The organism is Ulvibacterium marinum, assembly GCF_003626755.1.
GTDB lineage: Bacteria > Bacteroidota > Bacteroidia > Flavobacteriales > Flavobacteriaceae > Ulvibacterium > Ulvibacterium marinum.
In genome coordinates, this window is the sequence record NZ_RBCJ01000001.1 from 906,482 (window position 1) to 932,525 (window position 26,044).

Sequence of the window (26,044 nt, forward strand, 5' to 3'; positions counted from 1 at the left end):
GTACATGCGCTGGACGTTAAAACCCAAACCCGAGGAAGAAGATATTCAAAGGCTTTCGGATGCCTTGCAGGTGGATGGTCTTATCGCCCAACTTTTGTTACAACGTGGGATTACCAACTATGCCGAAGCTAAGCGGTTTTTTAGGCCCCAACTTTCCCATATACACAATCCCTTTCTGATGAAGGATATGGATTTGGCCGTAGACCGAATCGAAAGGGCTATAGCCCATAACGAAAACATTTTGGTGTTCGGAGATTATGACGTGGATGGCACTACAGCGGTGGCATTGGTATCTTCGTATTTACAGGAATACTATCCTAACGTAGCCACGTATATTCCGGATAGATATACCGAAGGCTATGGTGTCTCTTTTCAGGGTATCGACTTTGCCGAGGACAACGGTTTTTCGTTAATTATTGCCTTGGACTGTGGGGTAAAAGCCATTGATAAGGTAGCCTATGCCAAGGAAAAGGAAATCGATTTTATTATTTGTGACCATCATAGGCCCGGGAATGAATTACCGGAGGCCATTGCCATCCTAGACCCCAAACGGGAAGATTGCAATTATCCCTATGATGAACTTTGTGGTTGTGGGGTAGGCTTTAAATTGATTCAGGCCTTGGCATCCAAAAATGGACGAACAACAGAAGATTTGGTACCATATCTTGATTTGGTAGCTACGGCTATTGGTGCGGACATTGTACCCATTACCGGTGAAAATCGGACGTTGGCGTACTACGGATTGCAGGTCATCAATTCAAATCCACGGATTGGTTTTAGGGCGATTATCGATCAAATCAAAAAGGAAGAACTGACCATTACCGATGTGGTCTTTATCATTGCACCCCGGATCAATGCTGCCGGTCGTATGAAGCATGGTCAGCATGCGGTAAATCTATTGACCGAAATCGATTTGGAGCAAGCCAGGAAGTTTGCTAAAGAAATAGAGCAATTTAACCTGGACCGCAGAAATTTGGACCAAGAAATTACCCAAGAAGCCCTTATACAGATTCAAGAAAATAAGGAGGAAGAAAGGTTTACATCGGTAGTTTTTAAGGACACCTGGCATAAAGGGGTAATCGGGATTGTTGCCTCCCGACTAACCGAAACCTACTACCGCCCCACCTTGGTCTTTACCAAAAGTGGTGATCGATTGTCGGCATCGGCACGTTCCGTTAAAGGGTTTGATGTCTATAACGCCCTGGAAGGATGTTCCGATTGTATCGAACAGTTTGGAGGTCATAAATATGCAGCTGGACTCACACTTTTGGAGGGGCAATACGAAGCTTTTAAACAACAATTTGAGAAAGTGGTTTCGGAAACTATAGATCCTAACCTACTTACTCCGGAAATTAAAGTGGATGCCCGAATAGAGCTTACTGATATCACCCCCAAACTGCTACGAATCATTAAGCAATTCGCCCCCTTCGGACCGGGCAATATGACCCCGATTTTTATGGCGGAAAACCTTCATGACACGGGCTATGGAAAAGGGGTAGGGGAAAATGAAAAGCATTTAAAATTATCTCTTGTCCAAAATGGTATGGGATCCATTGGGGCCATAGGGTTTAACCTCGGTGAAAAACTGTCCGTGACGGCCAATAAGAAATCCTTCGATGCCGTTTTTTCATTGGATGAAAACGAATGGCAGGGTAGGGTGAGCTTGCAATTGAAATTGAAGGATTTGAGGGGGTAATTTATGTCACTTGTTCAAACTTCTCCAATGTAAGTTTTTCACCATCAAAAATCCCATAGGTAAAGTATGAGATCCAATCTCCCAAATTGGTATAGGTCGATTTTCCATTTAAATCGATTTCCAAAGGGAGATGACGATGACCAAAAACGAAGTAGTCATAATGCCTTTGCTCCAGTTTTCGTTTGGCATATTGCACCAACCATTCCTTGTCCTCACCTAAGAATTTGGTGTCCTCGTCACCGGAAATCAACTTGTTCTTTACCGAAAAGTATTGGGCCAACCGAACTCCCCAATCCGGATGCAACCACCGGAAAAACCATTGGGCCAAAGGGTTGGTAAACACTTTTTTCATGCGCTTAAAGCCCTTATCCCCTGGGCCCAGTCCGTCTCCATGGCCAATAAAAAACAACGTATCGTTCAGCTTAAATTGTTGCGGCCTATGAAAAACGGGAATATTGAGCTCTTCCTCAAAATAACCGTTCATCCACAGGTCGTGATTACCCACAAAATAGTAGATAGGGATTCCAGAGTCCGATATTTCGGCCAATTTCCCCAAGGTTCGGGTAAAACCTTTGGGAACAACGGTCTTATATTCCATCCAAAAGTCGAACAGATCGCCCAGAAGAAAAATAGCGGCAGCATCCTTTTTTGCTTCGTCCAACCATGCTACAAATTTTTTTTCGCGGGGCAGACTTTGTTCCCGTGTAGGTGCGCCTAAATGGTTATCACTGGCAAAATAGACTTTTTTGCCTTGCGGAATGTTTATGGTAGTCATTTGGTTGTAAAGATAGGAAAAAGCCCCAATCGGCCTTTGCTAAGGGAGAGGGCCATTATCTTCGGCATACCATTCCGCAAAGGCAGTTTCGGTTTCCCTAAGCTTTAAGGAATGAAGGTTTATATCTTTTGAAAGTCTCGACTTTATTTTTTCTGCAAAATCAATGACCATGTTTTCACTGGTCGGTTGATAATCGGCCATTATCACCTTATGTCCCCTATTTTCCAGTTCTTTGGCCAGTTCTATATGAGGTGTATTTTTATTGAAAACCGTAGCATGGTCAAAGGGATCTACGATTTCTTCCTTTACGATTTTTTTTAAATCCCCAAAATCAATGACCATTCCCAATTTTACATGGGAAGTGTCTACAATGGGTTCACCAATTACGGTAACCGATAATTTATAACTGTGTCCATGAATATTTCGGCACTTTCCGTCATAACCATAAAGAGCATGGCCAGTTTCAAACGTAAATTGCTTCGTAATACGTATTTTGCCCATCTTCTGAAATAATTGGACAAAGGTAGGGATTCTAAAAAAGAGAACAGTCTTAGGAAATAGGTTAATCTACCGTAATGTTAAGATTACCATCAATCAATAGTACATGGCAACAATCGGCCCCTACTTTGTAACTGTTATTTACCACTTCCTCGCCCTCTATGAACCCCTTAAAATTGATTACTTCGGTCTTATTTCTATATCTTTCCGCAAATTCATCCCCAAAGAGGGGATAGGTTCCATTTTGCCGGAAGTTTTCAAATTCCTGACCGGATACTTCACGGGTAATATCTTCGCCGGTTGCGGTAATAACAACCTCAAAAGCGTCTAAGGGTATAACCACACCGGAAGCATCCTTAATATTGACCATTAGAGTTACAAAAATTTCCGTACAGCCTATCCTTTCGCAATCTATTACGGTATTATCATCATCGTCCGAACAATTCACCAAAAGCACCAAAAAGGAGAACAACACAAAAAATAATCGCATTTTATACATAACATTTTTATAATATAGATATGTATTTTATAAAAAGTTGCGTATTTGTAGGGAAGAAAATGTTTTTTGATGATATGGGAAATAGGGATTTACCCTTTTATCTCTTAAACTTCCTTCTTGTCCTGACCCGGTTTACAAAATAAACGATTACTACAAAAAGGGCCAGCAACGGAAAGACCAAATCACCATTCAGAAAATTTAGAATATCCATAGAAATTATTTTTGAGAAATAGAACGTACTATTTTAAGTATTATTGGAATTTCCATCCACCAATTTTGCAGAGCAACTAGATTTGGGGGGTCTTCCTATGCCTTATATTTTTTAGGGATTTTCCATTTTAAGCACCGGTTGGGTCCACGCCATTTCATATAAGATATCCTCAATAGTGTTGTCCTGCAATTTGGATGAAGTTATTTTGCAGCGTGCAAACAATATATCATCAGTAAGTTCAAAATCTGCCTTGGTTCCCTTAGTGGAAATAAACTCTTCCGGGTGCGACTTTCCTTTTCTACAACCTATAAATGTTAGGGTATAGTTTATTCCCTCTTCTTCCAATACTTCAATAGACAGCTTGTTTTTCGCATATTCCACTTTTTTAAGTGACACCCCCGTACTGGCATAAAAGTCCCCCGATTCCATGGCGTCAATCAAGGAAATGGCGGTGAGAGAGTCGGTCTGCACCATTACCCAACCGCGTCCCGCATTGCTCCATTCACTGCCTTTCTTATGATAATGATGGGAATCGTCCGTGGCCAAACCGTAAAGTAGCGGTTTTTTCTTTTCCAAGTATGAAATATTAATGAGGTCCCACATTTCCTCTGTTGAAATATGGACCGAATCACCCATGTTATGAACCATAGGATGCCCATTGTATACTTCAAAAAACCGTTCCCCGTTCAATGCTATCATATCGTTGAGGTCAATGGCATAATGAAAATTTGGATGGTTTATGTGCGGCATAATAGGTACTCCTGTTTCTTGCCTTTGTTTGATTACCTGGTCAATGTTATTCTGTAGCACTTGCAATACACTGCTCCCGCCTTGGGGTTCAATTTTGTTTTGAATGTTGGTCGCATTCATATGCAGGGGTTTGTTTTCAAAACTATCGGTAATTTCTTCGGATGGGATAATCAAGAATTCACCTTCTTCCTCGGCGTGTCCTTTATATTCTTCATATGTTTTTAACCGGACCAAAGTTCGCCCTGAATCTATCTTATGTTCCACCCAATGGGATCCATATTTTTCCAAATAGTTTTGAAACGCTCTTTGATAAACTGAATCCTCGGAAATCTCGATCCATTTTTCGCCTTGGGCCAAAATATTATGATCGGATAAGGCAATGAATTGATAATCCCTGGCTTTGTACCAATCCAAAATCACTTCCGGAAATTCATCTCCATCACTCCAATAGGAATGGGTATGTAGGTTTCCCTTGTACCATTTTGGGGTTGACTTGTCTTTTGATATAGCTTTATCTTTTTTACACCCATTTGTTATAAAAAGGAACAGCAATAATATCGGGATAATTCTTTGTTTTTGCATTCTTTTCATGGAAGGTTACCGTTGTTGTTTAAATTTTTTAAGTCCTAATCAATTTAATACCAGATATTGCCTCCGCAAAGACCAAACGGATATCCTGGAGTTATTTTTCAAATTTTGCCAAGGCTTTTTTTGTAAACTCTGACAGCACTAATTTCCCGGTTATCGCTGCCCGTTCCAGTAATAATTTATCCCAATGTGAGGTGCCTTCCCAAAGCGTTTTTTTCCATTCTTGAAGGGCTTCAGGATTATACCCTGAAAGCTGACTTACGGAAAAATCCAGTTCTTTGTCCATTTCCTCAAGGGTATCAAAGACTTTGGAGAAGAGTCCCTTTTCGTTGGCCCAGTAGGCATTTTTCCATTCAGTGGGAGAGAAGGATAGTTCTGCAATGGCAGCCTTTCCTATTTTGCGCTCCACAACTGGTCCAATTACCAGAGGGGCAATTCCAATAGAGATTTCAGAAAGTCGAATGGAAGCATTGACGGAGGCAAAAACATAATCGCATGCCGCCGCGAGGCCTACCCCCCCGCCTACGGTCTTGCCTTGAACGCGACCGATAATCGGCTTTTTACAGGTGCGCATGGCATTGATTACATGGGCAAATCCGCTAAAAAATAGTTTTCCCTCTTCTATATTTGTGATAGCGGTCAGTTCGTTAAAGGAAGCCCCTCCACAGAAAACCCGATTACCTTCCGACTTTAGGACAATAACGGAAATATTTTGATTTTCGGAAAGGGTATGCAACTCATTGGTCAGCCGATTTAAAAGTTCGGCCACAAAGGAATTTCCGGCAGGGTGCCCAAATTCCACTGTGGCCACTTTACCATCTATCCTCGTATATAGACTCCCGTTTTCCCTATTCGTGCCCATATGGCTTTGTTTTACCTAAAATTAGTTGTTTTGTGCCAGTGGCCGAAACTTTTGCCAAAATTTGATGACCAATGCCCCGCTGCGGATAACCATCCAAAAGGTAAGGGCGATCCAAATGCCATGTAACCCCCAGCCCAAATATTTGCTTAAATAGAGTACGGGGACAAAGCCCAAAAAAGTGGCAAAGAGTAAAATATTTCTCAAGTATTTCATTTCTCCCAACCCTTTAAAGAGACCATCCAATACAAATGCCATAGAATTTATGGGCAACCCTATGATTAATATGAAGAAGACGCTGTAAAAAGTTTCAAGAACAATAGTATCATTGGAAAAAATATCCCCCACGGGCTTATAAAAAAGAAAACTGATAAGGACCAGAACGAAACTGACGGCAAGGCCATATTGGGTGATTTTTTTGGTCAATCTCCATAACCCATGATAATCCCTGGCCCCTAAAAGCCGTCCTCCCATAATATTGCCGGCCGCTGCATATCCATCAATAAAGAAGGCAGAAAATAACCAAAGATTGATGGCTATAGTATGGGCCCCTATATATCTATCCCCTAAATTGGTCGCCTCACGTACGGCTAAAATTAAGGCAACGTTTAAAGCTATTGCACGCACAAAGAGATTTAGGCTCATACCGATTAACCTTCCCAGTTCTGGGTGTATCGGCAATTGAAACTTTAAACGAATATCCGTTTTTGTAATCAAAAGTATGAATGCCATTAGGGCCATTATACCTTGGGCAATAAGACTGGCCCAGGCCGCTCCTTCCAAATAAAGTGGATCCAAAATACCGTCTATGCCAAAAACTAGGATGAAGTCTAATACAATATTAAGTATTGCTCCGGTTATGGCAACTAACATGGGCCAAAAGGTGTTTTGAAGTCCTGTAAAAATGCCTATTACCGCGAAGACGAAGAGTGTTAATGGAAATCCCCAGACCCGAATTGAATAATAGGAGACACAGTACTCTAATATCTTGCCTGAAGCGTTTAATAAACGAAAAATATCATCTACCAAAAAAATTGTTGAAAGTAAAATAAGGATGCTGAGGGTAATGTTCAAATAGATAGCCTGAGCAGGCAAGGTTTTTATAGCTTCCAAACGCCCGGCACCCAAATATTGTGCTATAAGGGCCGAAATTGCACTGCGCGTCTGTCCCAAAACCCAAATTAGCATAGATAAAAAAGAACCTACAATACCGGCCGCAGCCAACGATTCCAGTCCGTCCACAGGAATGTTTCCCACAATGGCGGTGTCGGTTATTGATAAAATAGGTTCGGCAATTCCGGCAATGGTTGCTGGAACTGCAAGCCTATTTATGGTCTTAAAACTAATAGCGGTTTTCAAAGATAGGTTTGGGAATTAGAGAAGTAGTTCATAACAATGGAAAGGATGTTCACTTTGTTTCGGAAAGTAAATATCCCCTAATTTTTGATAGCCCCTTGTTTCATAGAATTTTTGATTGTGCTTATTTTGGCTAAAAGTGTCAAGACGTACGGAAGTGAAGTTATTTGCCTTGGCATATTTTTCGGCAAAATCCATTAGTTGCTGTGCGTGTCCCAATCCCTGGCATTTCGGATGTACGGATAACCTATGGATATAGAGATTGTTCCCATTGGGAGTCAACCATGTTATGGGCACATACTCTTCGTCCATCAAGGTGGAGATTACAATGGTGCCTATTATGGAGCCATCCAATTCCAGTACAAAGAGCTCCTCCCTTTCAATATCCTTTTCAAATGCGTTTTGGGAAGGGTAGTGTTCATTCCACTGAAAAATCCCCTTTCTTATCATAAGAGCGGCACAGGCTTTGGTTATAGTGAGTATTTCAGGGATTTCCCCTATTTTTGCACGTCTTATCACAGTTGCTTTATTTGTTGTAAATTTAGAGTAATAATCATAATAGTAGGAACATGGACAAAATTCTGGTGCCAATAGGCACCTCTCCTGATTCTCATGAAACACTGCAATACGCAGTGGATTTCGCCGTAAAGTTTTCTTTCGACATTTGTGTTATGGAGGCTTTCAATGTAAAGACCAAAGCAGGTAGTCTTGGAAATGTTAAGGAAAAGGTTGCGGAAAGTGGTAAGGAACGACTAAAAGAAGTAGTGGCAAAGGTAGATGCCAAGGGAATTTCCATACAGATAGTTACTTACAATGGGGATATTATTGACGGTATAAAGGAAATTGATTCGGAATTGGGGATTGACTTTATTATTATCGCTCCGCGAAGTTCTGATATTCAGGAAGAATTGTATTTGGGCAATGTTTCGGGACGTATCATTAAAAGAACTGACATTCCTACCTTGATTATTCCCAAGGGAACCCAATACAAACCCTTTAAAAGGATAATGACTGCCTTTAAGTCGGGAATTTTGAAAAGAAACCGGATTTTGGACCCGCTTATTGCGATAAAAAAGAAGCACAGGTCTAAAGTGAATTTGCTGTTGGTAAAGACTCCGGGATATTCGGATGAGGATTTGCAAGTAAATACGGCTTTGATGGATATTTGCTCCAACTTGACCGTTACGGAGAATGCCACGACCTATCATGGTGTTTTGGAGCATTTTCAATCCTTAGACCCAGATTTGCTCTGTGTGTTTAGGAGGAAGAGAGGCTTCTTCAAAAAATTATGGGAGAAGAATACCATCTTGAAATCGGAATTTTCCGTTCCTATCCCGGTATTGGTATTGAGCGTAAAGAAAGATTGATTTGCATTTTGATACTTTCCCAAAAAGTAGTTCCTTTGGGGCCGTAAAATTACGGGGGATTAGCCTGCCCTACTGAAGCCGTTCAGGTGGGCTCAGCTGGCAAAGGTCAAATTGAAGTTTATTAGAAGAAAAGGTGTTTTTTGTGTACATTTTGCACAGTACTGAGTTCAATAAGTTTTATGTAGGCTTATCCCAAAACATTGACAAGAGGCTCAAAGAGCATAATGAAGGTTGGAGTAAGAGTACAAGGGCTTATATCCCATGGCGCGTAGTGCATTCCAAAAAGTTCAAAACAAGAATGGAAGCAAGGACAAGAGAAAAATATTTGAAGACGGCTGCTGGGAGAAGATGGAGAAAGGATAACATTGATTTGGGGGATTAGCTCAGCTGGCTAGAGCGCTTGCCTGGCAGGCAAGAGGTCACCGGTTCGACTCCGGTATTCTCCACCAAAACCACCGCTTTTGCGGTGGTTTGTTTTTTAAGAAAGCAATAACGCTTTCCATTGCCATTTTAATCGTTGGAATGGTATTTTTTTAGAAAATTAATTCGATGATGAACTTAAAAAATAGAGTAGCCTATATTACGGGAGGCTCAAAAGGAATAGGATATGGAGTGGCCGAAAAGTTGGCTGCGGCAGGCTTAAAGGTTGCCATTAGCGGAAGAACCTTGGAAACCGTTCAAAAAGCGGCTCGAAGGTTAGGTAATGAAGAAACCGTTTTGGCCCTACAATCCGATGTAACCAAGCATGGCGACGAAGAAGCGGCTATACAGAAGATTTTGAATCATTGGGGACAGCTAGATGTTGTGCTGGCCAATGCCGGAGTAGGTCATTTTGCACCTGTGGACGAAATGTCCGAAGAGCACTGGCATCAGATGATAAATACCAATCTCAATGGTGTCTTCCATACATTGAAGGCATCGGTAGAGGCATTAAAGAAGTCAAAGGGTTACTATATGACCTTGGCCAGTTTAGCGGGAACCAATTTTTTCCCGTCAGGTGCCGGATACAACGCAACTAAATTTGGGGTGGTCGGGTTTACCCAGGCCGCTATGTTGGATTTACGCAAATATGATATCAAGGTATCCACTATTATGCCAGGATCTGTGGCTACCCATTTTAACAACAACGAGCCAGATGAAAAGGATTCATGGAAAATACAACCCGAGGATATTGGGGAATTGGTTCTAGACCTGCTCAAAATGCATCCAAGGACATTACCCAGTAAAATTGAAGTTAGGCCCAGTAGACCCGATAAAAAGTAATTTTAAATCTCTTTTTCTATAAAAGGCACATCAGGATTGCATATTTCAAATACTAATTTTTCCAATTGTATTCTAAAGGCCTCCAAGGTTTTTTGGGTGATTTTCCTATCCTTATTTCTGCTGTTCTTGGTTTCTTTGGTGGCAAATTGAAGAAGTCCGGCACCTAGGTTTTTAAAAGAAACGATACCGGCTTGTAGTATATCCAAGGGATTTTTTTGATGATAAAGCAGGGAATAGCACAGTAACTGAAAGGCTTTGCTATATTTATAATCTTCTGTTACGTCCTGCCAATTTGTTATTTCTACTTGTGACGATATAACCGTCCCGGTCTTATAATCGATAATCCGGATAGTACCATCAATTTCATCTACACGATCTAGCTTTCCTTTCAAGACTATAGGAAAGCTGATTCCTGGAATGTCAAGCTGGGCTTTCAGCTTGGTTTCTAAAGCAATAATTTTAATTTGATGATGATTTAGTTGTTCAATTTCAAGGTTGATGAAGTTGTTAATGTATCTTACCATTACCTTAAAGGCAATGAGATTCTTCCCTTTGGTAATATCACTGCCGGGATAGCTCTTCGCAAAGTTGAGCTTCACTAACCTTTCTATATCCGGTATAACCGCCTTGAGATGTAGAGCAGATAAGTATTTGCCAATAAAAGGAGTGTAGATATGTTCTAAGGTATCATGAATAATAGTTCCAAAAGTATTGGCGGCAACAGTTTCCTCAACTTCCATTACATCATTGATTCCGAGCAAGTTTCTCTTGTAAAAGTCCATGGGATTTCTGATGTAATTACTTAAAGAGGTAGGTGAGAATCCTCTGCTAGCATGACTTTTTATAAGATTTAGCAAGTTGTCATCCTTTATGATAGAATTCATGTTTTTGGGAGGAGCCATTACCAATGGGGCAGCTGTTTTTTCAAGAATATCATCTTTTTTATGTTCATCCGTTAAAAGTTGCATAATCAATCTACTCCTTTCCCCACCTTCAAGGACATCCGGTTCCGTATTGTATAGAATAAAAATTTGCTTTGCCCGTTGTAGCAATCTGTAAAAATGATAGGTATAAACAGCATCTTTCTCCTTATACGTCGGTAAACCGTGATATACTTTAAGATCGAAGGGGATGAAGGAATTATTGGATTTACCCGAAGGGAGAATACCCTCGTTGACCGAAGTAATGATTACATTCTCAAAGTCCAAATTTCGGCTTTCCAACATTCCCATTACCTGAAGTCCTTCCAAGGGTTCGCCCTTAAAATCCAGAGTTTCCACTGATAACAAATCCTGATAGAGGCCTTTAAGCGACTCCAAATCCTTTATGAAGTCATATTTCGCAAGCATCCCTAATATTTGGTTGAAAAGGTTGTATAACCTATAGAGGTATTCTAGGAGGAGCTTTTCATTGAAGTTATACAAGCTGTCCTTTAAAAGTTTAATAATGGCCAGACAGTGTTTTATAAATTCTTCCGGGGTAGGTGTGTCATGTAAAAATAGATGGGAAATCACAGTTTTTTTTGTGCCTAATACTGATGTGATTTTATTTGTATCCAGATAGGCCCAGTTTTTTTTCTTGATTTCTTCGGGTAAGGAAACCGCATTGCCATTTATATCCTGACCCAATGCCTTCTGAATATAGGGATGGGAGAGCAAATCCAGAACATCCTGATGGTACCATCCTTTATTGGTCTTGTGGATATTAAGATTCAAAAGTTGCGAGAACAAAGTTGCGACGGACGTTTTTTGCAAAGGATAGCCCATGGTTATATTTACGCGCTCAATTTCTTGGGGAATAGAGTTTAACAAAGGGTTGAGGAGTGTCTCGTCCGAAAGCACAACTGCCGTATTCTTTAATCCGTTTGAGACTGGTTCATTCAATTCGTTTAAAAGCTGTCCTACGTATTTGGCTTGGGCTACATTTTTAGGAACACCTATGATTTGAATTTTCTTTTTGGAGTTGTAGTTCGTTCCGATGCCTTTTGGAGCGTTGTTCTGGAAATAGGACCACTTTCGAAGATGATACCTAATAAAGTGACTAGCATCATGTATAGGGTCATTTAAAAAGTAAGTATCTAAATCCCAATAAATATCGGATTTAGTGGTCGAAAGAATTTTTTGGATAATCTGGCTCTCTGCTGTATTTAGGGCATTGAATCCTATGAAAATATGTGTTTGGTGTCCAATGGCGGCAACATAGTCATCCAACCGTTCACAAGCCCTTCTATATATTAATCCTTGATGGCCGAGCCCTTTTTCCAATAATGTTGAGTTAAATACATCATAAAGTTCCTGCAAGCCATGCCAAAACTTGAGATATTCCTTCATGATTTTGGTTTTTTCCGTACCCAATGACCAATGGTTTAGTCTCTGAATTTCGGATAAACTGGAAAACAGTTCTTCAGTGTTAATTATATAGCGGTCTATTTCATTAATATCTTGGAGCAAGGTCCTTCCCCATTTAGAAAAGGCAAAAAAGTCGTCTTTATTCGGATACGAACTTTTTTTGTAGGCACTATAAAGTTCAAAGAGCTGTTGTGTGGACTTAATGGAGGTGAGGCCGGAAATCTTTTGGATAAAGTCCTCAATGCTATATATTTCGGGAACGAAAAGCGGTTTATTACTTGTTGTTGCTATACTATGTTTTAGAAAGGTTCCGGCCCGTTTGCTGGGAAGTATGAAAACAATGTTTTCAAAGGTACCGTGCTTCTGCCATATCTCATTAATGACTTCTTCCAAAAAACTCCGCATAGCTAAAAATAAAAAAAGCCCTGACATAATTGTCAGGGCTTTTAACTTAATTTATCTCAGTATTTTGGAGAGCTTATTTTACTAAGTTAATCTCTACCCTTCTGTTCTGCTTTCTACCAGCTCTAGTGTTGTTAGTAGCTATTGGCTTGTCTTCTCCATAACCAATGGCTGACAATCTGAACTCATCAATACCTTTTTCTACCAAGAACTCTTTTACGGAAAGTGCTCTTTTTTCAGATAGACCTTGGTTCAATTTAGCACTACCTACACTATCAGTATGTCCTTCAACAGTAAACTTGGCATTAGGATACTCGTTCAAAATTTGAATAATATCCACCATTACGGAAGTAGATTCAGCTTTTATACTGGCTTTACCTGTATCGAACAAGATAGTTCTAGCGTAATCGTTTAATTGCTTTTGAACTTCCTCGGTTACTTCAGGACAACCTTGGTTAGCTACAGTTCCGGCAACATCAGGACATTGATCATCTTTGTCCAATACGCCGTCACCATCTTTATCTGGCCATGGGCATCCTTTGTTTTCAGCAGGACCAGCCTCATTAGGACACTCATCATCCTTGTCGGCAACACCGTCACCATCAGCATCTGGACAACCGGCTAAGGCCGCAAGACCTGCTTCGTTAGGACAAGCATCATCTTTATCGGCAATTCCATCTCCGTCAGCATCGGGACAACCGTTCATTTCTTTAGATCCAGCTTCGTTAGGACAGCTATCCTTGCTATCTTCTATTCCATCTCCGTCAGCATCTGGACAACCGTTAAAAGCCTCAAGACCTGCAACTTCTGGACAAGCATCATCTTTATCGTATATACCATCACCATCTGTATCGGTTCCTCCGAATTTAACGGAAATACCGGCCAAATGCTGCCAGTGAGTAACTCCATAATCCTCAAATGCGTGCTTATACTGTGTCTGAACAGTAAGGCCCAAATTTTCCGTGAACCAGAAATTGATACCTACACCACCATTTGCAGTACCGGCACCTATTTCGTCAACCCAAGTATAACCACCGCCAACTTCAACGAATGGATCTATGAAAGTGTTTGGAGAAAAGGCATATTTTATGGTACCATCAATCGCATAGTGAGAAAGGTCATCTACCCTAGTATCTCCAAACTTGCTAATTTTGTTCAAGGAACCTCTAGCTCCAACGGAAAACCCGCTACCTACCGACTTGGATACACCTACATAGGAGATAGATGGAAGGATATTCCAGTGATCGTTCGCATTGAAGAACTGGTTGCCAAAAGAACTTACATCACCTGTTGGGAATACGTCTACGGCATTTACCCCAAACTGAACCTGCCAAGGGTTATTCTCGTCTTGCGCTTGTATGCTGTTGAATCCTACAACAAGTAGGGCAACAACCAATAATTTGCTAAGATGTTTCATGTTCAAAATTTTAAGTTTAAGTGTTTATTAGCTGCAAATGTAAGTTGTTAAATATTATTAACAAAATCAATTTTCTATTTTTTTTAACGCAGTTTATAGAAAAAATAACACCGTTAAACGATTTTTAATACCTCTCCAACCTCCTTAAACGCGGCAAGTGCCCGATCTAAATGTTCCATCTCGTGGGCTGCAGATAATTGCACCCTAATTCTTGCGCGCCCCTTGGGTACCACAGGGAAAAAGAAGCCGATGACGTAGATTCCTTTCTCCAATAACATGTTTGCCATTTGTTGTGATAGTTTGGCGTCATAGAGCATTACCGGTACTATAGCGGAATCCCCATCTATAATATCAAAACCTGCCTTTTTCATCCCTTTTTTGAAATATTCCGTATTCCTCTGAAGTTTATCTCGTAATGAGGTATCCTTTTCCAACATGTCAAAGACTTTTATGGAGGCACCCACAATAGCGGGTGCCAGGGAATTTGAAAAAAGATAGGGCCGGGACCGTTGCCTCAGCATTTCAATTATTTCCTTTTTTCCTGTTGTGTAGCCGCCCATAGCTCCACCAAGGGCTTTCCCCAAGGTGCCGGTAATGATATCGATACGATTCATCACCCCTTTTTCCTCTAAGGTCCCCTTGCCTTTTTCACCTATAAAACCTGCTGCGTGGCATTCATCTATCATTACTAGGGCATCATATTTATCCGCCAAATCGCATATCTTATCCAAAGGAGCCAAGAGGCCATCCATAGAAAACACACCATCTGTTACGATAATTTTAAATCGAGCTCCATCCGTATTGGCCTGTTTCAACTGGTTCTCCAAGTCGCTCATATCACTATTGGCGTACCTATATCGCATTGCCTTACAAAGACGAACACCATCTATTATTGAGGCATGGTTAAGGGAATCGGAGATAATGGCGTCTTCCGAGGTGAGCAGGGGTTCAAAGACTCCGCCGTTGGCATCAAAGGCCGCCGCGTATAATATGGTATCCTCGGTACCATAAAATTGCGCTATTTTACGTTCCAGCTCTTTGTGAATATCTTGGGTGCCACAAATAAAACGTACCGATGACATTCCAAAACCATGCGAATCCAAAGTTTCTTTGGCGGCTTTCACCACCTCTGGATGCGACGATAGCCCAAGATAGTTGTTGGCGCAAAAATTAATGACTTCCTCCCCGGTGGAAATTTTGACTATTGCATCTTGAGGTGTGGTAATGATACGTTCTTCCTTAAAGAGCCCTGCCTCCTTTATAGCATTCAATTCTTCGCTTAAGTATTCTTTTATCTTTCCGTACATAGGTATTGGTTTCTAAATGAATTCTGGGTTTACTTCTTTTTCAATGTATACAATGATTTTATTTTCAACATCATATCCCATAAGCTCCAAGGTATCCGCATACATATATAGTTGTTCATGATGCTTAGTATTCTTCTTCCCGGTTTTATAATCTATTATGGTGGCTTTGTTATCCTTAAGCACCACTCTATCTGGCCTCAAGATTATGCCATCTTTTGAAATGATATCCTTCTCGTTCTTTATGATGTTTCCCTTGCTATAATAGTCTAGCAATTTTGGGTGGTAGATAATCTTATGGATTATGGCCTTTAGTAAATTGGTTTCGTTCCCTTCAATGTCCCCATTTTGGATCAAATGATCAAAAGTAACTTCCAAATCTTCCGGTGTTTCAATTTTGCCTAATATATAATGTATAAGGTTCCCTTTTAAAATGGCTGCTTCTCTTTCTGTATCCCATAGCATACCAGATTTGGATAAGATTTGAAAACCTGTCCTATCTTTGAATGAATAGGTGTAAGGGATATTCTCTTCCAAATGTTGTGAGCTACTTTTGGGCGATGGCGATGGCAGGGTACCAAATAGGTATTGCGAATTGTTTTCCTGCCATATTCCTTTTTCTTTTAAAAAATGGATAAATAGCCCGGAATACCTATCTGTTTTATGGCCGCCTTTTGAAGTTAAATCCTTTTCCGAGATAATATATAAACCTTTAATGGCACGGGTAAGGGCTACATATAATATGTTAAAGGCATCCAATTCCAATTTGTATTGTTCTTCATCGAATAATTCAGCGCCCATTTTACCGTATCCGCCCATTTCTTTTTTCTTACTGATCAAAACCTCTGAAAAATCGCAAAAGCGATCCTTTTTCACAGACAACCATAGTTTGGGGTCTATCTCTTCATATATATAGGAATTGGCATATGGAAAAATTACAATGGGGAATTCCAGTCCTTTGGCCTTATGTATGGTCATTATCTGTACGGCATTGTAAGCCGTGGGAGGTGTTATGCTTAACTTTTCCTTCTTCTTTTCCCAATGTGATAAAAAAGCCGATATACCACCTTCTTCCTTATGCTCTGTTTCCAAGGCAAAATCCAACAGATTCACCAAATAGGCATCCGATTTTTCTGCTAGGCGAAACTGCCTTATCGCGTATTCCAAGCTATCGTAAACCGATAATCTATTCAGCTCCTCCGGATTAAAATCGTATTCCTCTTGTAATAAGGATGTGGGATTTTCTAAATGAGTTACTATAAAGGAATGTTTCCCATGTATATCGCCGACTAGAAAATTTAGGATTTGATAACTCGTTTCCAAATCCCCTGGTTGATTGGCGTAGGTAAGAAGGTTTATAAGAAAATCTACTTTAGGACTTTTTTTGAGTAATAAGGTTTCTGATGAGACGATAGGAATATTTTGGCGCATCAAAAAGTCCGACAAAAGAATCCCGTGCTTTCTTTTACGGGTAAGAATACAGATATCCTCAAATCGATATTCCTTTTCCAATAATTCCCCAATGTGTTCAAAAACTTTATGACAATATAACTCGTCAAGGTTCTGGTCTACTCCATTTTCCAAAAAAGTGATTTTGACCAAGCCTTCATTTTGTGTATTGAACTCCTGTTCGTTGCCCTTTTCAAATAGGATGTTATACATTTTGTTGTTAAGAAAAGGGCTTGTACTTTTAAAAAAGGAATTATTGAACTTTACAATTTCCTCAAAACTGCGGTAATTTTTAGGGAGGGTCTCTATAGTTGGAGAAATGACAAATGGATTGACGGTTAAATTCATAAGGTTCAGAAACTGTTCCGCTTTACCTCCCCGCCAACGGTATATGGCCTGTTTGGCATCCCCTACCAAGAAGAGGGATCCACTTTCACTGGCCAGGGCATTGTCTATAAGAGGAGTGAGGTTGTTCCATTGCATTTCTGATGTATCCTGGAATTCATCAATAAAGTAATGACGATACTTTTCCCCCAAGCGTTCATAGATAAAAGGGGCAGGTTGATTTTTAATTTCCTTGGATATTATGGAATTAAACTCAGAAATGGACAATTGATCATGTTCCGTTTGGATGTTTTGCACTTCCCGATGAATGGCATTTAGCAAGGTTAGGGGAACTATGTTTGCATAAACATTTCTTAGAAACGCCCTATGGTACAGGATTTCTTTTATTCCAAGGTATACAGTAAGAAGATTTGTAGCAAATTCCAGTGAGGGAAGCTCAATACCAGACTTCAATATTTTTCCCTCCAAAAGGGAGTCTTCCAATTTATTGTTGTAGAGCTTGTAAAGATTAAATTCCGATTCGCTGATTTTTTTAAAATGATTGGGCAGCGTTTCCCTTGGGAAGTCACGGGCTTCCAATCCTGAAGCATTGATTATTTCCAAAGCATCGTATGCCAATAACACCGCCTTCTTTTCCAGTGATTTGATTTCAGAACGAATATGCTTTTTTAACGCCGTAAAATCGTCCAAGGTTCTGTTTTCCAGATTTTTTATGTAATGGGCATGGGTCTCGTTAAACAGAAGTGTTCCTATTTTGTTAAGGTCAAAGACTATATCCCAACTCTTATTATCGTCTATTTTTTCAAGTGCAAATTCAATGAGTACCTGGGTCAATTGTTTCTCGTTCCCTGCTTTATCAATAAGACGATCTACCGCCTCACTTAGGACAATGTCGTTGTCCAAAATCACTTCAAAATTCTGGGGCAATTTTAAATCCCGGGCAAAAGTCCGAATCAGACGGTGCGTGAATTTATCTATAGTGGAAACATTAAAAAAGGCATAATTATGAAGTATGTCCTTAAGTGTGAGCCTTGAACGATTTCGTAAGGTCTCCTGACTTAATTTCAGACCGCCCATAACATCCAAAAACAATGGGGCTGCCTTTTTTAAATCCGTTGTGCGACTAAAATCAAATAGGTTATCCAAAATACGGTTTTTCATTTCGTTAACCGCTTTATTGGTAAATGTAATGGCTAAAATCTTCTTGAAACTTTTGGGTGAGGAAAGGGCAATTTTTAAATACTCCCTTGTAAGAGCATACGTTTTGCCTGACCCTGCGGAAGCGTTATATATTTTGAAAGAAGTATTCGACATTCCAATTGCAAAATACGGAATCTGAAATGGTTCTTAACAAATAATTATGGGAATATGTTTGTTAAAAAATGTAAATTTGAGTTGCAATATTTATTAACTAAAAACACTATAAAAAATGGCTTTTGAACTACCTAAATTACCTTATGCCTACGACGCATTGGAACCACATATTGATGCCAGGACCATGGAAATCCACCATACAAAACACCATAATGGCTATACTACAAAATTGAACGGGGCGATAGAGGGGAGTAATCTTGAAAATAAGAGCATTGAGGACATTCTTAAAGAATTGGACATGTCCAATTCTGCTGTTCGAAATAATGGCGGAGGATATTATAACCATGCGTTGTTTTGGGAAATTATGTCGCCCAATGGAGGGGGAGCCCCATCCGGGGAATTGGCAAACGCGATAGAAAGTGCCTTTGGTTCTTTCGATGGCTTCAAGGACGAATTTAGCGGTGCTGCGGGATCAAGGTTCGGATCGGGCTGGGCTTGGCTATGTGTACATCCGGGAGGAGAGTTGAAGGTTTGCTCCACCCCTAACCAAGATAATCCGTTGATGCCGGAAGCGGGCTGTGATGGTTATCCTATTTTAGGATTGGATGTTTGGGAGCATGCCTATTATTTGAATTATCAGAACAGGAGACCTGATTATATCAACGCATTTTTTAATGTAATCAATTGGGAAAAAGTAAGCGAGCTGTATGCGTCCAATAGTTAGCGGATGACATTAGATAGATTGGGGGTTGGAGTTAATCCTAAGTTATGGAATCCCGCGTTTTCGCGGGATTTTTTTATGGTCTTTTTAAAATAGAAAAGGGTGGAGAAGCCTCCACCCTTTTCGTCCCAAATCTTACCATAAACTTAACCTACTTATGCTATGGCAATACTAAATTACTGGTATTGTGGGAAATAAAAAAGAAATTTTAAGAAATTTTAAGGGATTTAAACCGAAAGAACATGGATTAATACAGATAAAAGTGGGTTAAACCTTGTTAAATACTTGACTGTCAGCAATAAAAATGGCGGAGCTCAGCTCCGCCATTTTTCCCCAAATCTTACCATGAACTTAACCTACTTATGCTATGGTCCTCCAAACATAGTGCAAGGATTCTATTTTGAAAAAGGTTTTGGATGAACGTCCTTATCCTTGGATGAAATGCTTCCTTAAGCACATTATCCGATTAAATAATGGGAGAAAGGAAATACAACTAAAAATTTGGGTGTAAATAAAAAGGCGGAGCTCAGCTCCGCCTTTTTCCCCAAATCTTACCATGAACTTAACCTACTTATGCTATGGTCCTCCAAACATAGTGCAAGGATTCTATTTTGAAAAAGGTTTTGGATGAACGCCCTTATCCTTGGTTGAAATACTTCGTAGAGGTTATTGTCCTATTAAATTAGAAGAAAAGGAATACAAAATACATTTGCCCCAAATAAAAAAGGTGGAGAAGCCTCCACCTTTTTTGCCCCAAATCTTACCATGAACTTAACCTACTTATGCTATGGCAGACCTAAAATAGGTTGGCTGTACTCCTTATAGACCATAAACCCGACGAAAGGCAACAATGATCGATGAAATGCACAAATTTGTGCGTTTCATCGATAAAAGCACTTAGTAAGCTCTTTGGTTCTTACCTTCAAAAAAGTTAATAAATGCCTTATTTACTACCCTATTCCCTCCAGGGGTGGGATAGTTACCGGTGAAATACCAATCGCCTAAATTTTTGGGACAAGCTTCGTGGAGGCTTTCAATAGTCTGGTATATAATCTGTACTTCAGACCTAATATCTTTGGGGCTTAATAGTTGCCCAATTTTATAGGATATCTCTTCAGCCGTAAATGGCGCATAGAATTCTTTCACATAATTGATGACGTCCTTATCCTTGGTTTGTAATTGATCAACACATTTCCTATATATATCTTCTACAACAGAGTAGCTTCCATTTTCATTATGTAGTGCCAGGGCCGCACGAAATGCAATGAAATCCTCTAATTTTGCCATATCGATTCCATAACAATCGGGATACCTGATTTGAGGGGCCGAGGAAACTACAATTATTTTTTTGGGAGATAAACGATCTAAAATTCTTAGGATACTCTTTTTTAAAGTTGTGCCCCTCACAATGCTATCATCTATAATAACAAGGTTGTCCCCTTTTTTAACCGAACCATAGGTGATGTCGTAGACGTGGGTCACAAGATCGTCTCTGCTACTGTCTTGGGTAATAAAGGTTCTTAACTTTGCGTCTTTGATTGCTACTTTCTCGATCCTTGGCCTTACTTCCAAAATTTCATGCAGCTGCTCACTTGTTATTTTGCTGCCTATGGACAAAATTTGTTCTTCCTTTTTTTTGTTAAGATAATTTTGGGCTTCTTTAACCATCCCCAGAAATGAGGTTTCGGCAGTATTTGGTATATAGGAGAATACCGTTTTTTTGATATTACCGTCAATGGCGGTCAAAATTTGTGGGAAGATTTTTTCCCCTAATTCTTTGCGTTCTTGGTATATTTCCTTGTCACTTCCCCTGGAAAAATAAATGCGTTCAAAAGAACAGGCTTTTCTTTCTGTTGGTTCAAGTATTTCCTTTATATCGGAAACCCCGTTCTTTTTTATAATAATGGCATGCCCTGGTTCAAGCTCCTTCACATCTTCATAACTTACATTGAAGACGGTCTGTATGGCGGGCCGTTCCGATGCTACCACAACAACTTCATCATCTTTATAATAATAGGTAGGACGAATTCCTGCGGGATCTCGCAGTACAAATGCATCCCCATGGCCTAACAACCCCGCCATGGCGTAACCACCATCCCAATTTTTTGCGGCACGTTTTAAAATCTTGGAAACTCGTAATCGTTCAGCGATCAACGGAGAGGCCTCCTGTTTTGTATATCCCTCTTTTTTAATTTGTTTATAAAGCTTGGCGACGGCATCATCCAAAAAGTGACCTATTTTTTCCATAACGGTTATCGTATCCGCCATTTCCTTGGGATGCTGTCCCAATTGCACCAAATTATCAAATAGCTCATGTACATTGGTCATGTTAAAATTCCCTGCCACTATTAGATTACGGTGCATCCAGTTATTCTGCCTCAAAAAAGGATGTACGCTTTCTATACTGTTTTTGCCAAAAGTTCCATAACGTACATGGCCCAATAAAAGTTCCCCTACATAGGGGATGTTCTTTTTTTGCCAGGCAACATTATCAACCTCCTCGGGATGTGCTTTGAAAGCCGAATTAATACGATTTGTAATTTGTGCAAAGATATCCTGTATGGGTTGCTGTTCTATGGATCGCACCCTGCTCATATACCTTTCCCCGGCCGCCATATCCAATTTAATACTGGCAAAACCTGCCCCATCCTGCCCTCGGTTATGTTGCTTCTCCATCATTAGGTACATTTTATTTACCCCATAAAAGGCTGTACCGTATTTTTTATGATAGTATTCCAAGGGCTTCAACAGGCGTATTACGGAAATCCCACACTCATGTTTGATAGCGTCGCTCATTTTACTTTTAAATTAAAAAAGCCCTGATTTATCAGGGCATGTACTCATTGTAATTCGATTTCAAATTGTGTCAGGGCTTTAAATTGATGTAACCTTTTGCTCACCTCTGCCTTTTCCAAGTCCTGCATCCGTTCCGTTCCAAAACGCTCAACACAGAACGAAGCTAGATTGGAACCATGGATAACAGCATTTTTAATACTATTGAAGGAAGTATTCCCCGTTGCAGCTAAGTAGCCCGAAAATCCTCCTGCAAAGGTGTCACCGGCCCCTGTAGGATCAAAAACCTCCTCTAGTGGAAGGGCGGGGGCATAAAACACATTGTCCTTACAGAATAAGAGAGCACCATGTTCTCCCTTTTTTATGACTACATACTTTGGTCCCATTTTCTGTATTTCCTCGGCTGCCTTTACCAAAGAGTGTTCGTTTGTAAGTTGTCTGGCCTCCTCATCGTTAATGGTGAGGACATCGATCATTTTAATTGCTTCCAATAATTCTTGCAATGCATTGTCCATCCAAAAATTCATCGTATCCAAAACGATTAGGTTTGGTCGTTTTGTCATTTGGTTTATTACGCTGATTTGGATATTAGGGTGCAGATTGCCCAACATGACAACCTCAGAATTCCTGTAATCATTGGGGACAATGGGATTAAAATCGGCTAACGTATTCAACTCCGTTATGAGGGTGTCCCTTGCATTAAGGTCATTATGATATTTGCCTTTCCAATAAAATGTCTTTCCGCCCTTAACAATTTCCAGTCCTGAAAGGTCGATACCTTTTCCGGAAAGGATATCCAGATATTCTTGGGGCATATCATCGCCTACTACGGAAACAATGGCCGAGTTTACATTAAACTGTGATGCCGCTAGGCCAATGAAAGTCGCAGCTCCGCCTAAGATTTTATCTGTTTTTCCGAATGGTGTTTCAATGGCATCAAAGGCGACCGTTCCAACAATCAGGAGTTTACCCATTTAACATTTAAAATTTGCTGCAAATATACGGTTTTGAAATGCTAATAGCGAGTGTGTGACAAATCAAGTTATTAAAACTCTTCAAATGGATGGCACTGGTCTTTTGGAATGTGGGAAGAGCCTTACTTTCTGCCAAAATCGGCTGGGATTTCGCCCCAAGCCTTGGTTTCCCATTTTACGATAGGAGTACTGTAGGAATTGCTTTTCAACCAGGAGACCGCACGGCGGATAAGGTCAAAAAGTGGTTTGTTCTTTTCGGTCTCTTTCAATTGGGTATTACAGCTTTTCCTCCGAACCCAACTGATTGCGGTTCTGGAGTCCGAGTAAATGAGGCGATTACTTCTACGCTCCTTTAAAAATGCCAACCCATGTACAATGGCCAAAAATTCCCCAATGTTGTTGGTTCCTTCCACAAAAGGACCTTGTCTAAATAGTTTTTTACCCGTTTTGGTATCCACGCCTTGGTATTCCATAACCCCTGGGTTACCGCTGGATGCCGCATCAACAGAAATAGAGTGGTAATTGGGACTTCCAATTTTAAGAAGTTGTTGTGGGGTAAGCCCTTTACTATCCTTCTTTGTGCCTTTGTGTATCTCATAAGAATCATTATAGGCATCTTGGGCAGCCTTTAAGCTGGGGAAGGATTTATATTGTGCCCCCTTATAACCTGATATGGCCTCTTTACACTCTTCCCAAGTGGTGTAGATACCTGGTCTTTTCCCTTTCCAGACCGTATAAAATTTCTTTTTTTTGGCCATTACCCTTCATTAAGAAGTTTCTCGATAATTTTTGGAAAGTACTCATACTCCAGTGCTTGTACTTTGTTAGCTATGGCCTGGACAGTATCTTCTGGGGATATACGGGTCTTAGCCTGATATATAATGGCCCCTTCATCATAATTTTCGTTCACAAAATGTATCGTTATCCCGGTTTCGGTCTCCATATTGTCCTTGACCGCCTGGTGCACATGATTCCCGTACATACCTTTTCCCCCATATTTGGGCAATAATGCAGGGTGAATGTTAATAATTTTATCTGGAAAATCTTGAATCAATTCCTGCGGCATCCTCCATAAAAATCCGGCCAATACAATAAGATCTGGACTTAATGTCCTTAGAATTTTACGAACTAGACCTTTTTCATAAAAAGAACTCCTATTAAAATACAAGGCGCCAATATTTAGTTTATTACATCTTTCCAGAACCTTGGCATCCTTATTATTGGAAAGTACCGCCGTTATCGTAACTTTCGGATTGAATTTAAAATATTGTACAATGTTTTCCACATTTGAACCGGAACCCGAGGCAAACAGGACTATATTTTTCATGGGGTAAGTTAGCGTTAGAAAGTGATGTGCTTATTTACCGGCTAAAATACCATTCTTGCATCTAAATTTCTTAAATTACGAGACATTTTGGGCACAAATGGCATTATTACACCAAAGTTTTTTATTTTTGCCAACAATTTAAATTTTTAAAACCGATATTATTATGTCAGACATTGCATCAAGAGTAAAAGCTATCATCGTCGATAAATTGGGAGTTGATGAAAATGAAGTGGTATCCGAGGCTAGCTTTACCAACGACTTAGGGGCGGATTCATTGGATACTGTTGAGTTAATTATGGAATTCGAAAAAGAATTTGACATTCAAATCCCTGACGATCAGGCTGAAAATATTGCAACGGTCGGTCAGGCCATAAGCTATATAGAAGAAGCGAAGTAATCGTATGATTTTTTGAACAAGATTTGAAATTATCCATGTGGTAAACCTATCGCATGGATAATTTTTTTAATTTACGATTGGCTTACGGATTGGGGAAATCCAGACCATTTCCTAAAAACAAAAATTTGGTTCAATGCAATTAAAGCGAGTTGTGGTTACCGGATTGGGTGCGTTGACACCTATCGGCAACAATATAAAGGAGTATTGGGAGGGCTTGGTGAATGGCAAGAGCGGTTCGGCACCGGTTACCTATTACGATACCGAAAAGTTCAAGACTAAATTCGCCTGTGAACTTAAAGGATATAAGCCAGAAGACTTTTTCGATAGGAAAGAGGCACGTAAACTAGATCGTTTTTCACAGTATGCCATTGTTTCTTCGGATGAAGCTATAAGCGACTCAAAATTGGACTTGGACGTGGTAGATAAATTTCGTGTCGGAGTAGTTTGGGGAGCGGGAATAGGAGGTTTGGAGACCTTTCAAAATGAGGTTATGAACTTTGCTGCCGGTGACGGTACACCAAGATTCAATCCCTTTTTCATCCCAAAAATGATTGCGGATATAGCCCCTGGGAACATCTCCATAAAGCATGGATTTATGGGGCCTAATTATACGACGGTATCTGCATGTGCTTCTTCGGCCAATGCTATGATAGATGCCCTTAATTACATTCGATTAGGGTATTGTGATGTAATAGTTACTGGGGGAAGCGAAGCTGCCGTAACCATTGCCGGTATGGGTGGATTTGGTGCTATGCATGCCCTATCTACTAGAAACGATAGCCCGGAAACTGCCTCTAGACCTTTTGATGCAACCAGGGATGGTTTTGTATTGGGCGAGGGAGCTGGAGCGCTTGTTCTTGAGGAATACGAACATGCGAAGGCCCGAGGAGCAAAAATATATGCTGAACTCGTTGGAGGAGGGCTATCCAGTGATGCCTATCATATGACCGCCCCACATCCCGATGGAATAGGGGTGGTAAAGGTTATGCAAAATTGTCTTAATGATGCCGGTCTCAAAATCGATGAAATAGACGCTATAAATACTCACGGGACATCCACGCCCCTGGGAGATGTGGCCGAACTTAAAGCCATTTCAGAGATATTTGGGGAACATGCGCCAAACATAAATATCAATTCAACAAAGTCCATGACGGGGCATTTGTTGGGTGCGGCCGGGGCCATAGAAGCTATTGCGTCCATCTTGGCCATGGAGAATAGTATGGTTCCCCCGACTATAAATCATAGTGTAGTAGATGAAAATATAGACCCAAAACTAAATTTAACATTGAACAAAGCCCAAAAGCGAGAGGTAAATGTAGCTATGAGCAATACCTTCGGATTTGGAGGTCATAATGCCTGTGTGGTCTTTAAAAAAATCAGTTAAGTTCTAA

The 26,044-nt window shown here is 40.3% G+C and carries 22 protein-coding genes and 1 tRNA gene; 8 read left to right on the forward strand and 15 right to left on the reverse strand.

Annotated elements, in window-relative coordinates:
• Positions 1–4 precede the first annotated feature (4 nt).
• The gene (recJ, locus tag D7Z94_RS03760) at positions 5–1,696 is read left to right on the forward strand and encodes a single-stranded-DNA-specific exonuclease RecJ (protein WP_120710178.1); all 1,692 of its coding nucleotides are present in this window, start codon (positions 5–7) and stop codon (positions 1,694–1,696) included.
• Between the two features lies 1 nt (position 1,697).
• On the opposite strand, the gene D7Z94_RS03765 is transcribed toward recJ, so the two are convergent.
• From D7Z94_RS03765 to D7Z94_RS03795, 7 genes are all read right to left on the reverse strand, one after another.
• Positions 1,698–2,471: a UDP-2,3-diacylglucosamine diphosphatase gene (locus tag D7Z94_RS03765; RefSeq protein WP_211341740.1), complete on the reverse strand. Its 774-nt coding sequence runs from the start codon at positions 2,469–2,471 to the stop codon at positions 1,698–1,700.
• Positions 2,472–2,510: 39 nt separating this feature from the next.
• A complete protein-coding gene (locus D7Z94_RS03770; protein WP_120710179.1) occupies positions 2,511–2,972 on the reverse strand; it encodes a 6-pyruvoyl trahydropterin synthase family protein in 462 nt (153 codons plus the stop codon).
• A gap of 61 nt (positions 2,973–3,033) precedes the next feature.
• Positions 3,034–3,459 (reverse strand): hypothetical protein, encoded by a 426-nt coding sequence (locus D7Z94_RS03775; RefSeq protein WP_147415824.1) that lies wholly within the window; start codon positions 3,457–3,459, stop codon positions 3,034–3,036.
• Positions 3,460–3,790: 331 nt separating this feature from the next.
• The gene (locus tag D7Z94_RS03780) at positions 3,791–5,011 is read right to left on the reverse strand and encodes a PHP domain-containing protein (protein ID WP_120710855.1); all 1,221 of its coding nucleotides are present in this window, start codon (positions 5,009–5,011) and stop codon (positions 3,791–3,793) included.
• 100 nt (positions 5,012–5,111) lie between these two features.
• Positions 5,112–5,879, reverse strand: a complete 768-nt coding sequence (locus tag D7Z94_RS03785) for an enoyl-CoA hydratase/isomerase family protein (RefSeq protein WP_120710181.1) — start codon at positions 5,877–5,879, stop codon at positions 5,112–5,114.
• 21 nt (positions 5,880–5,900) lie between these two features.
• A complete protein-coding gene (locus D7Z94_RS03790; protein WP_120710182.1) occupies positions 5,901–7,235 on the reverse strand; it encodes an MATE family efflux transporter in 1,335 nt (444 codons plus the stop codon).
• A gap of 15 nt (positions 7,236–7,250) precedes the next feature.
• Positions 7,251–7,751, reverse strand: a complete 501-nt coding sequence (locus D7Z94_RS03795) for a GNAT family N-acetyltransferase (protein ID WP_120710183.1) — start codon at positions 7,749–7,751, stop codon at positions 7,251–7,253.
• Positions 7,752–7,801: 50 nt separating this feature from the next.
• Here D7Z94_RS03795 and D7Z94_RS03800 point away from each other — a divergent pair, with 50 nt between their 5' ends.
• The 4 genes from D7Z94_RS03800 (at position 7,802) to D7Z94_RS03815 (ending at position 9,862) form a co-directional block, all read left to right on the forward strand.
• Complete coding sequence (locus D7Z94_RS03800) at positions 7,802–8,599, forward strand: universal stress protein (RefSeq protein ID WP_120710184.1); 798 nt, start codon at positions 7,802–7,804, stop codon at positions 8,597–8,599.
• A 142-nt stretch (positions 8,600–8,741) separates the two neighbouring features.
• On the forward strand, positions 8,742–8,981 hold the full coding sequence (locus tag D7Z94_RS03805; protein ID WP_245967128.1) for a GIY-YIG nuclease family protein: 240 nt from the start codon (positions 8,742–8,744) through the stop codon (positions 8,979–8,981).
• Positions 8,972–9,048 (forward strand) — tRNA-Ala (locus D7Z94_RS03810). Before D7Z94_RS03805 ends, D7Z94_RS03810 begins: the two co-directional genes overlap by 10 nt.
• 103 nt (positions 9,049–9,151) lie before the next feature.
• Complete coding sequence (locus tag D7Z94_RS03815; RefSeq protein ID WP_120710186.1) at positions 9,152–9,862, forward strand: SDR family oxidoreductase; 711 nt, start codon at positions 9,152–9,154, stop codon at positions 9,860–9,862.
• Between the two features lie 2 nt (positions 9,863–9,864).
• On the opposite strand, the gene D7Z94_RS03820 is transcribed toward D7Z94_RS03815, so the two are convergent.
• The 4 genes from D7Z94_RS03820 to D7Z94_RS03835 form a co-directional block, all read right to left on the reverse strand.
• Complete coding sequence (locus D7Z94_RS03820) at positions 9,865–12,615, reverse strand: PD-(D/E)XK nuclease family protein (protein ID WP_120710187.1); 2,751 nt, start codon at positions 12,613–12,615, stop codon at positions 9,865–9,867.
• A gap of 73 nt (positions 12,616–12,688) precedes the next feature.
• A complete protein-coding gene (locus tag D7Z94_RS03825; RefSeq protein ID WP_120710188.1) occupies positions 12,689–14,029 on the reverse strand; it encodes an OmpA family protein in 1,341 nt (446 codons plus the stop codon).
• A 113-nt stretch (positions 14,030–14,142) separates the two neighbouring features.
• Entirely contained in the window at positions 14,143–15,336 is a 1,194-nt protein-coding gene (gene kbl, locus D7Z94_RS03830; RefSeq protein WP_120710189.1) for a glycine C-acetyltransferase, read from the reverse strand.
• A 12-nt stretch (positions 15,337–15,348) separates the two neighbouring features.
• Positions 15,349–18,441, reverse strand: coding sequence for a UvrD-helicase domain-containing protein (locus D7Z94_RS03835; protein ID WP_120710190.1), 3,093 nt, complete (start codon positions 18,439–18,441; stop codon positions 15,349–15,351).
• Positions 18,442–18,556: 115 nt separating this feature from the next.
• Here D7Z94_RS03835 and D7Z94_RS03840 point away from each other — a divergent pair, with 115 nt between their 5' ends.
• Positions 18,557–19,165, forward strand: a complete 609-nt coding sequence (locus D7Z94_RS03840; protein WP_120710191.1) for a superoxide dismutase — start codon at positions 18,557–18,559, stop codon at positions 19,163–19,165.
• 894 nt (positions 19,166–20,059) lie between these two features.
• Here the strand turns inward: D7Z94_RS03840 and D7Z94_RS03845 are convergent.
• From D7Z94_RS03845 to purN, 4 genes are all read right to left on the reverse strand, one after another.
• The gene (locus D7Z94_RS03845) at positions 20,060–21,958 is read right to left on the reverse strand and encodes an amidophosphoribosyltransferase (RefSeq protein ID WP_120710192.1); all 1,899 of its coding nucleotides are present in this window, start codon (positions 21,956–21,958) and stop codon (positions 20,060–20,062) included.
• A 44-nt stretch (positions 21,959–22,002) separates the two neighbouring features.
• Positions 22,003–22,929, reverse strand: a complete 927-nt coding sequence (locus tag D7Z94_RS03850) for a PfkB family carbohydrate kinase (RefSeq protein ID WP_120710193.1) — start codon at positions 22,927–22,929, stop codon at positions 22,003–22,005.
• A gap of 122 nt (positions 22,930–23,051) precedes the next feature.
• Positions 23,052–23,687 carry a ribonuclease H1 domain-containing protein gene (locus tag D7Z94_RS03855; protein ID WP_120710194.1) on the reverse strand — a complete coding sequence of 212 codons (636 nt, stop codon included), beginning with the start codon at positions 23,685–23,687 and terminating at the stop codon, positions 23,052–23,054.
• Positions 23,687–24,256, reverse strand: a complete 570-nt coding sequence (purN, locus tag D7Z94_RS03860; RefSeq protein ID WP_120710195.1) for a phosphoribosylglycinamide formyltransferase — start codon at positions 24,254–24,256, stop codon at positions 23,687–23,689. The genes D7Z94_RS03855 and purN overlap by 1 nt, the downstream gene beginning before the upstream one ends.
• A 163-nt stretch (positions 24,257–24,419) precedes the next feature.
• Between purN and D7Z94_RS03865 the strand changes: the two genes are divergently transcribed.
• Together D7Z94_RS03865 and fabF are read left to right on the forward strand one after the other, a co-directional pair.
• Entirely contained in the window at positions 24,420–24,653 is a 234-nt protein-coding gene (locus D7Z94_RS03865) for an acyl carrier protein (RefSeq protein WP_047247024.1), read from the forward strand.
• A gap of 133 nt (positions 24,654–24,786) precedes the next feature.
• Entirely contained in the window at positions 24,787–26,037 is a 1,251-nt protein-coding gene (gene fabF / locus D7Z94_RS03870) for a beta-ketoacyl-ACP synthase II (protein ID WP_120710196.1), read from the forward strand.
• The last annotated feature ends 7 nt before the right edge of the window (positions 26,038–26,044 follow it).

What these genes read in the sequence shown, in the direction of transcription:
- recJ (WP_120710178.1), top strand. Translation starts at nt 5, where the DNA reads ATGCGCTGGACGTTAAAACCCAAACCCGAGGAAGAAGATATTCAAAGG.
- D7Z94_RS03765 (WP_211341740.1), bottom strand. Translation starts at nt 2,471, where the DNA reads ATGACTACCATAAACATTCCGCAAGGCAAAAAAGTCTATTTTGCCAGT.
- D7Z94_RS03770 (WP_120710179.1), bottom strand. Translation starts at nt 2,972, where the DNA reads ATGGGCAAAATACGTATTACGAAGCAATTTACGTTTGAAACTGGCCAT.
- D7Z94_RS03775 (WP_147415824.1), bottom strand. Translation starts at nt 3,459, where the DNA reads ATGCGATTATTTTTTGTGTTGTTCTCCTTTTTGGTGCTTTTGGTGAAT.
- D7Z94_RS03780 (WP_120710855.1), bottom strand. Translation starts at nt 5,011, where the DNA reads ATGCAAAAACAAAGAATTATCCCGATATTATTGCTGTTCCTTTTTATA.
- D7Z94_RS03785 (WP_120710181.1), bottom strand. Translation starts at nt 5,879, where the DNA reads ATGGGCACGAATAGGGAAAACGGGAGTCTATATACGAGGATAGATGGT.
- D7Z94_RS03800 (WP_120710184.1), top strand. Translation starts at nt 7,802, where the DNA reads ATGGACAAAATTCTGGTGCCAATAGGCACCTCTCCTGATTCTCATGAA.
- D7Z94_RS03815 (WP_120710186.1), top strand. Translation starts at nt 9,152, where the DNA reads ATGAACTTAAAAAATAGAGTAGCCTATATTACGGGAGGCTCAAAAGGA.
- D7Z94_RS03820 (WP_120710187.1), bottom strand. Translation starts at nt 12,615, where the DNA reads ATGCGGAGTTTTTTGGAAGAAGTCATTAATGAGATATGGCAGAAGCAC.
- D7Z94_RS03825 (WP_120710188.1), bottom strand. Translation starts at nt 14,029, where the DNA reads ATGAAACATCTTAGCAAATTATTGGTTGTTGCCCTACTTGTTGTAGGA.
- kbl (WP_120710189.1), bottom strand. Translation starts at nt 15,336, where the DNA reads ATGTACGGAAAGATAAAAGAATACTTAAGCGAAGAATTGAATGCTATA.
- D7Z94_RS03835 (WP_120710190.1), bottom strand. Translation starts at nt 18,441, where the DNA reads ATGTCGAATACTTCTTTCAAAATATATAACGCTTCCGCAGGGTCAGGC.
- D7Z94_RS03840 (WP_120710191.1), top strand. Translation starts at nt 18,557, where the DNA reads ATGGCTTTTGAACTACCTAAATTACCTTATGCCTACGACGCATTGGAA.
- D7Z94_RS03845 (WP_120710192.1), bottom strand. Translation starts at nt 21,958, where the DNA reads ATGAGCGACGCTATCAAACATGAGTGTGGGATTTCCGTAATACGCCTG.
- D7Z94_RS03850 (WP_120710193.1), bottom strand. Translation starts at nt 22,929, where the DNA reads ATGGGTAAACTCCTGATTGTTGGAACGGTCGCCTTTGATGCCATTGAA.
- D7Z94_RS03855 (WP_120710194.1), bottom strand. Translation starts at nt 23,687, where the DNA reads ATGGCCAAAAAAAAGAAATTTTATACGGTCTGGAAAGGGAAAAGACCA.
- purN (WP_120710195.1), bottom strand. Translation starts at nt 24,256, where the DNA reads ATGAAAAATATAGTCCTGTTTGCCTCGGGTTCCGGTTCAAATGTGGAA.
- D7Z94_RS03865 (WP_047247024.1), top strand. Translation starts at nt 24,420, where the DNA reads ATGTCAGACATTGCATCAAGAGTAAAAGCTATCATCGTCGATAAATTG.
- fabF (WP_120710196.1), top strand. Translation starts at nt 24,787, where the DNA reads ATGCAATTAAAGCGAGTTGTGGTTACCGGATTGGGTGCGTTGACACCT.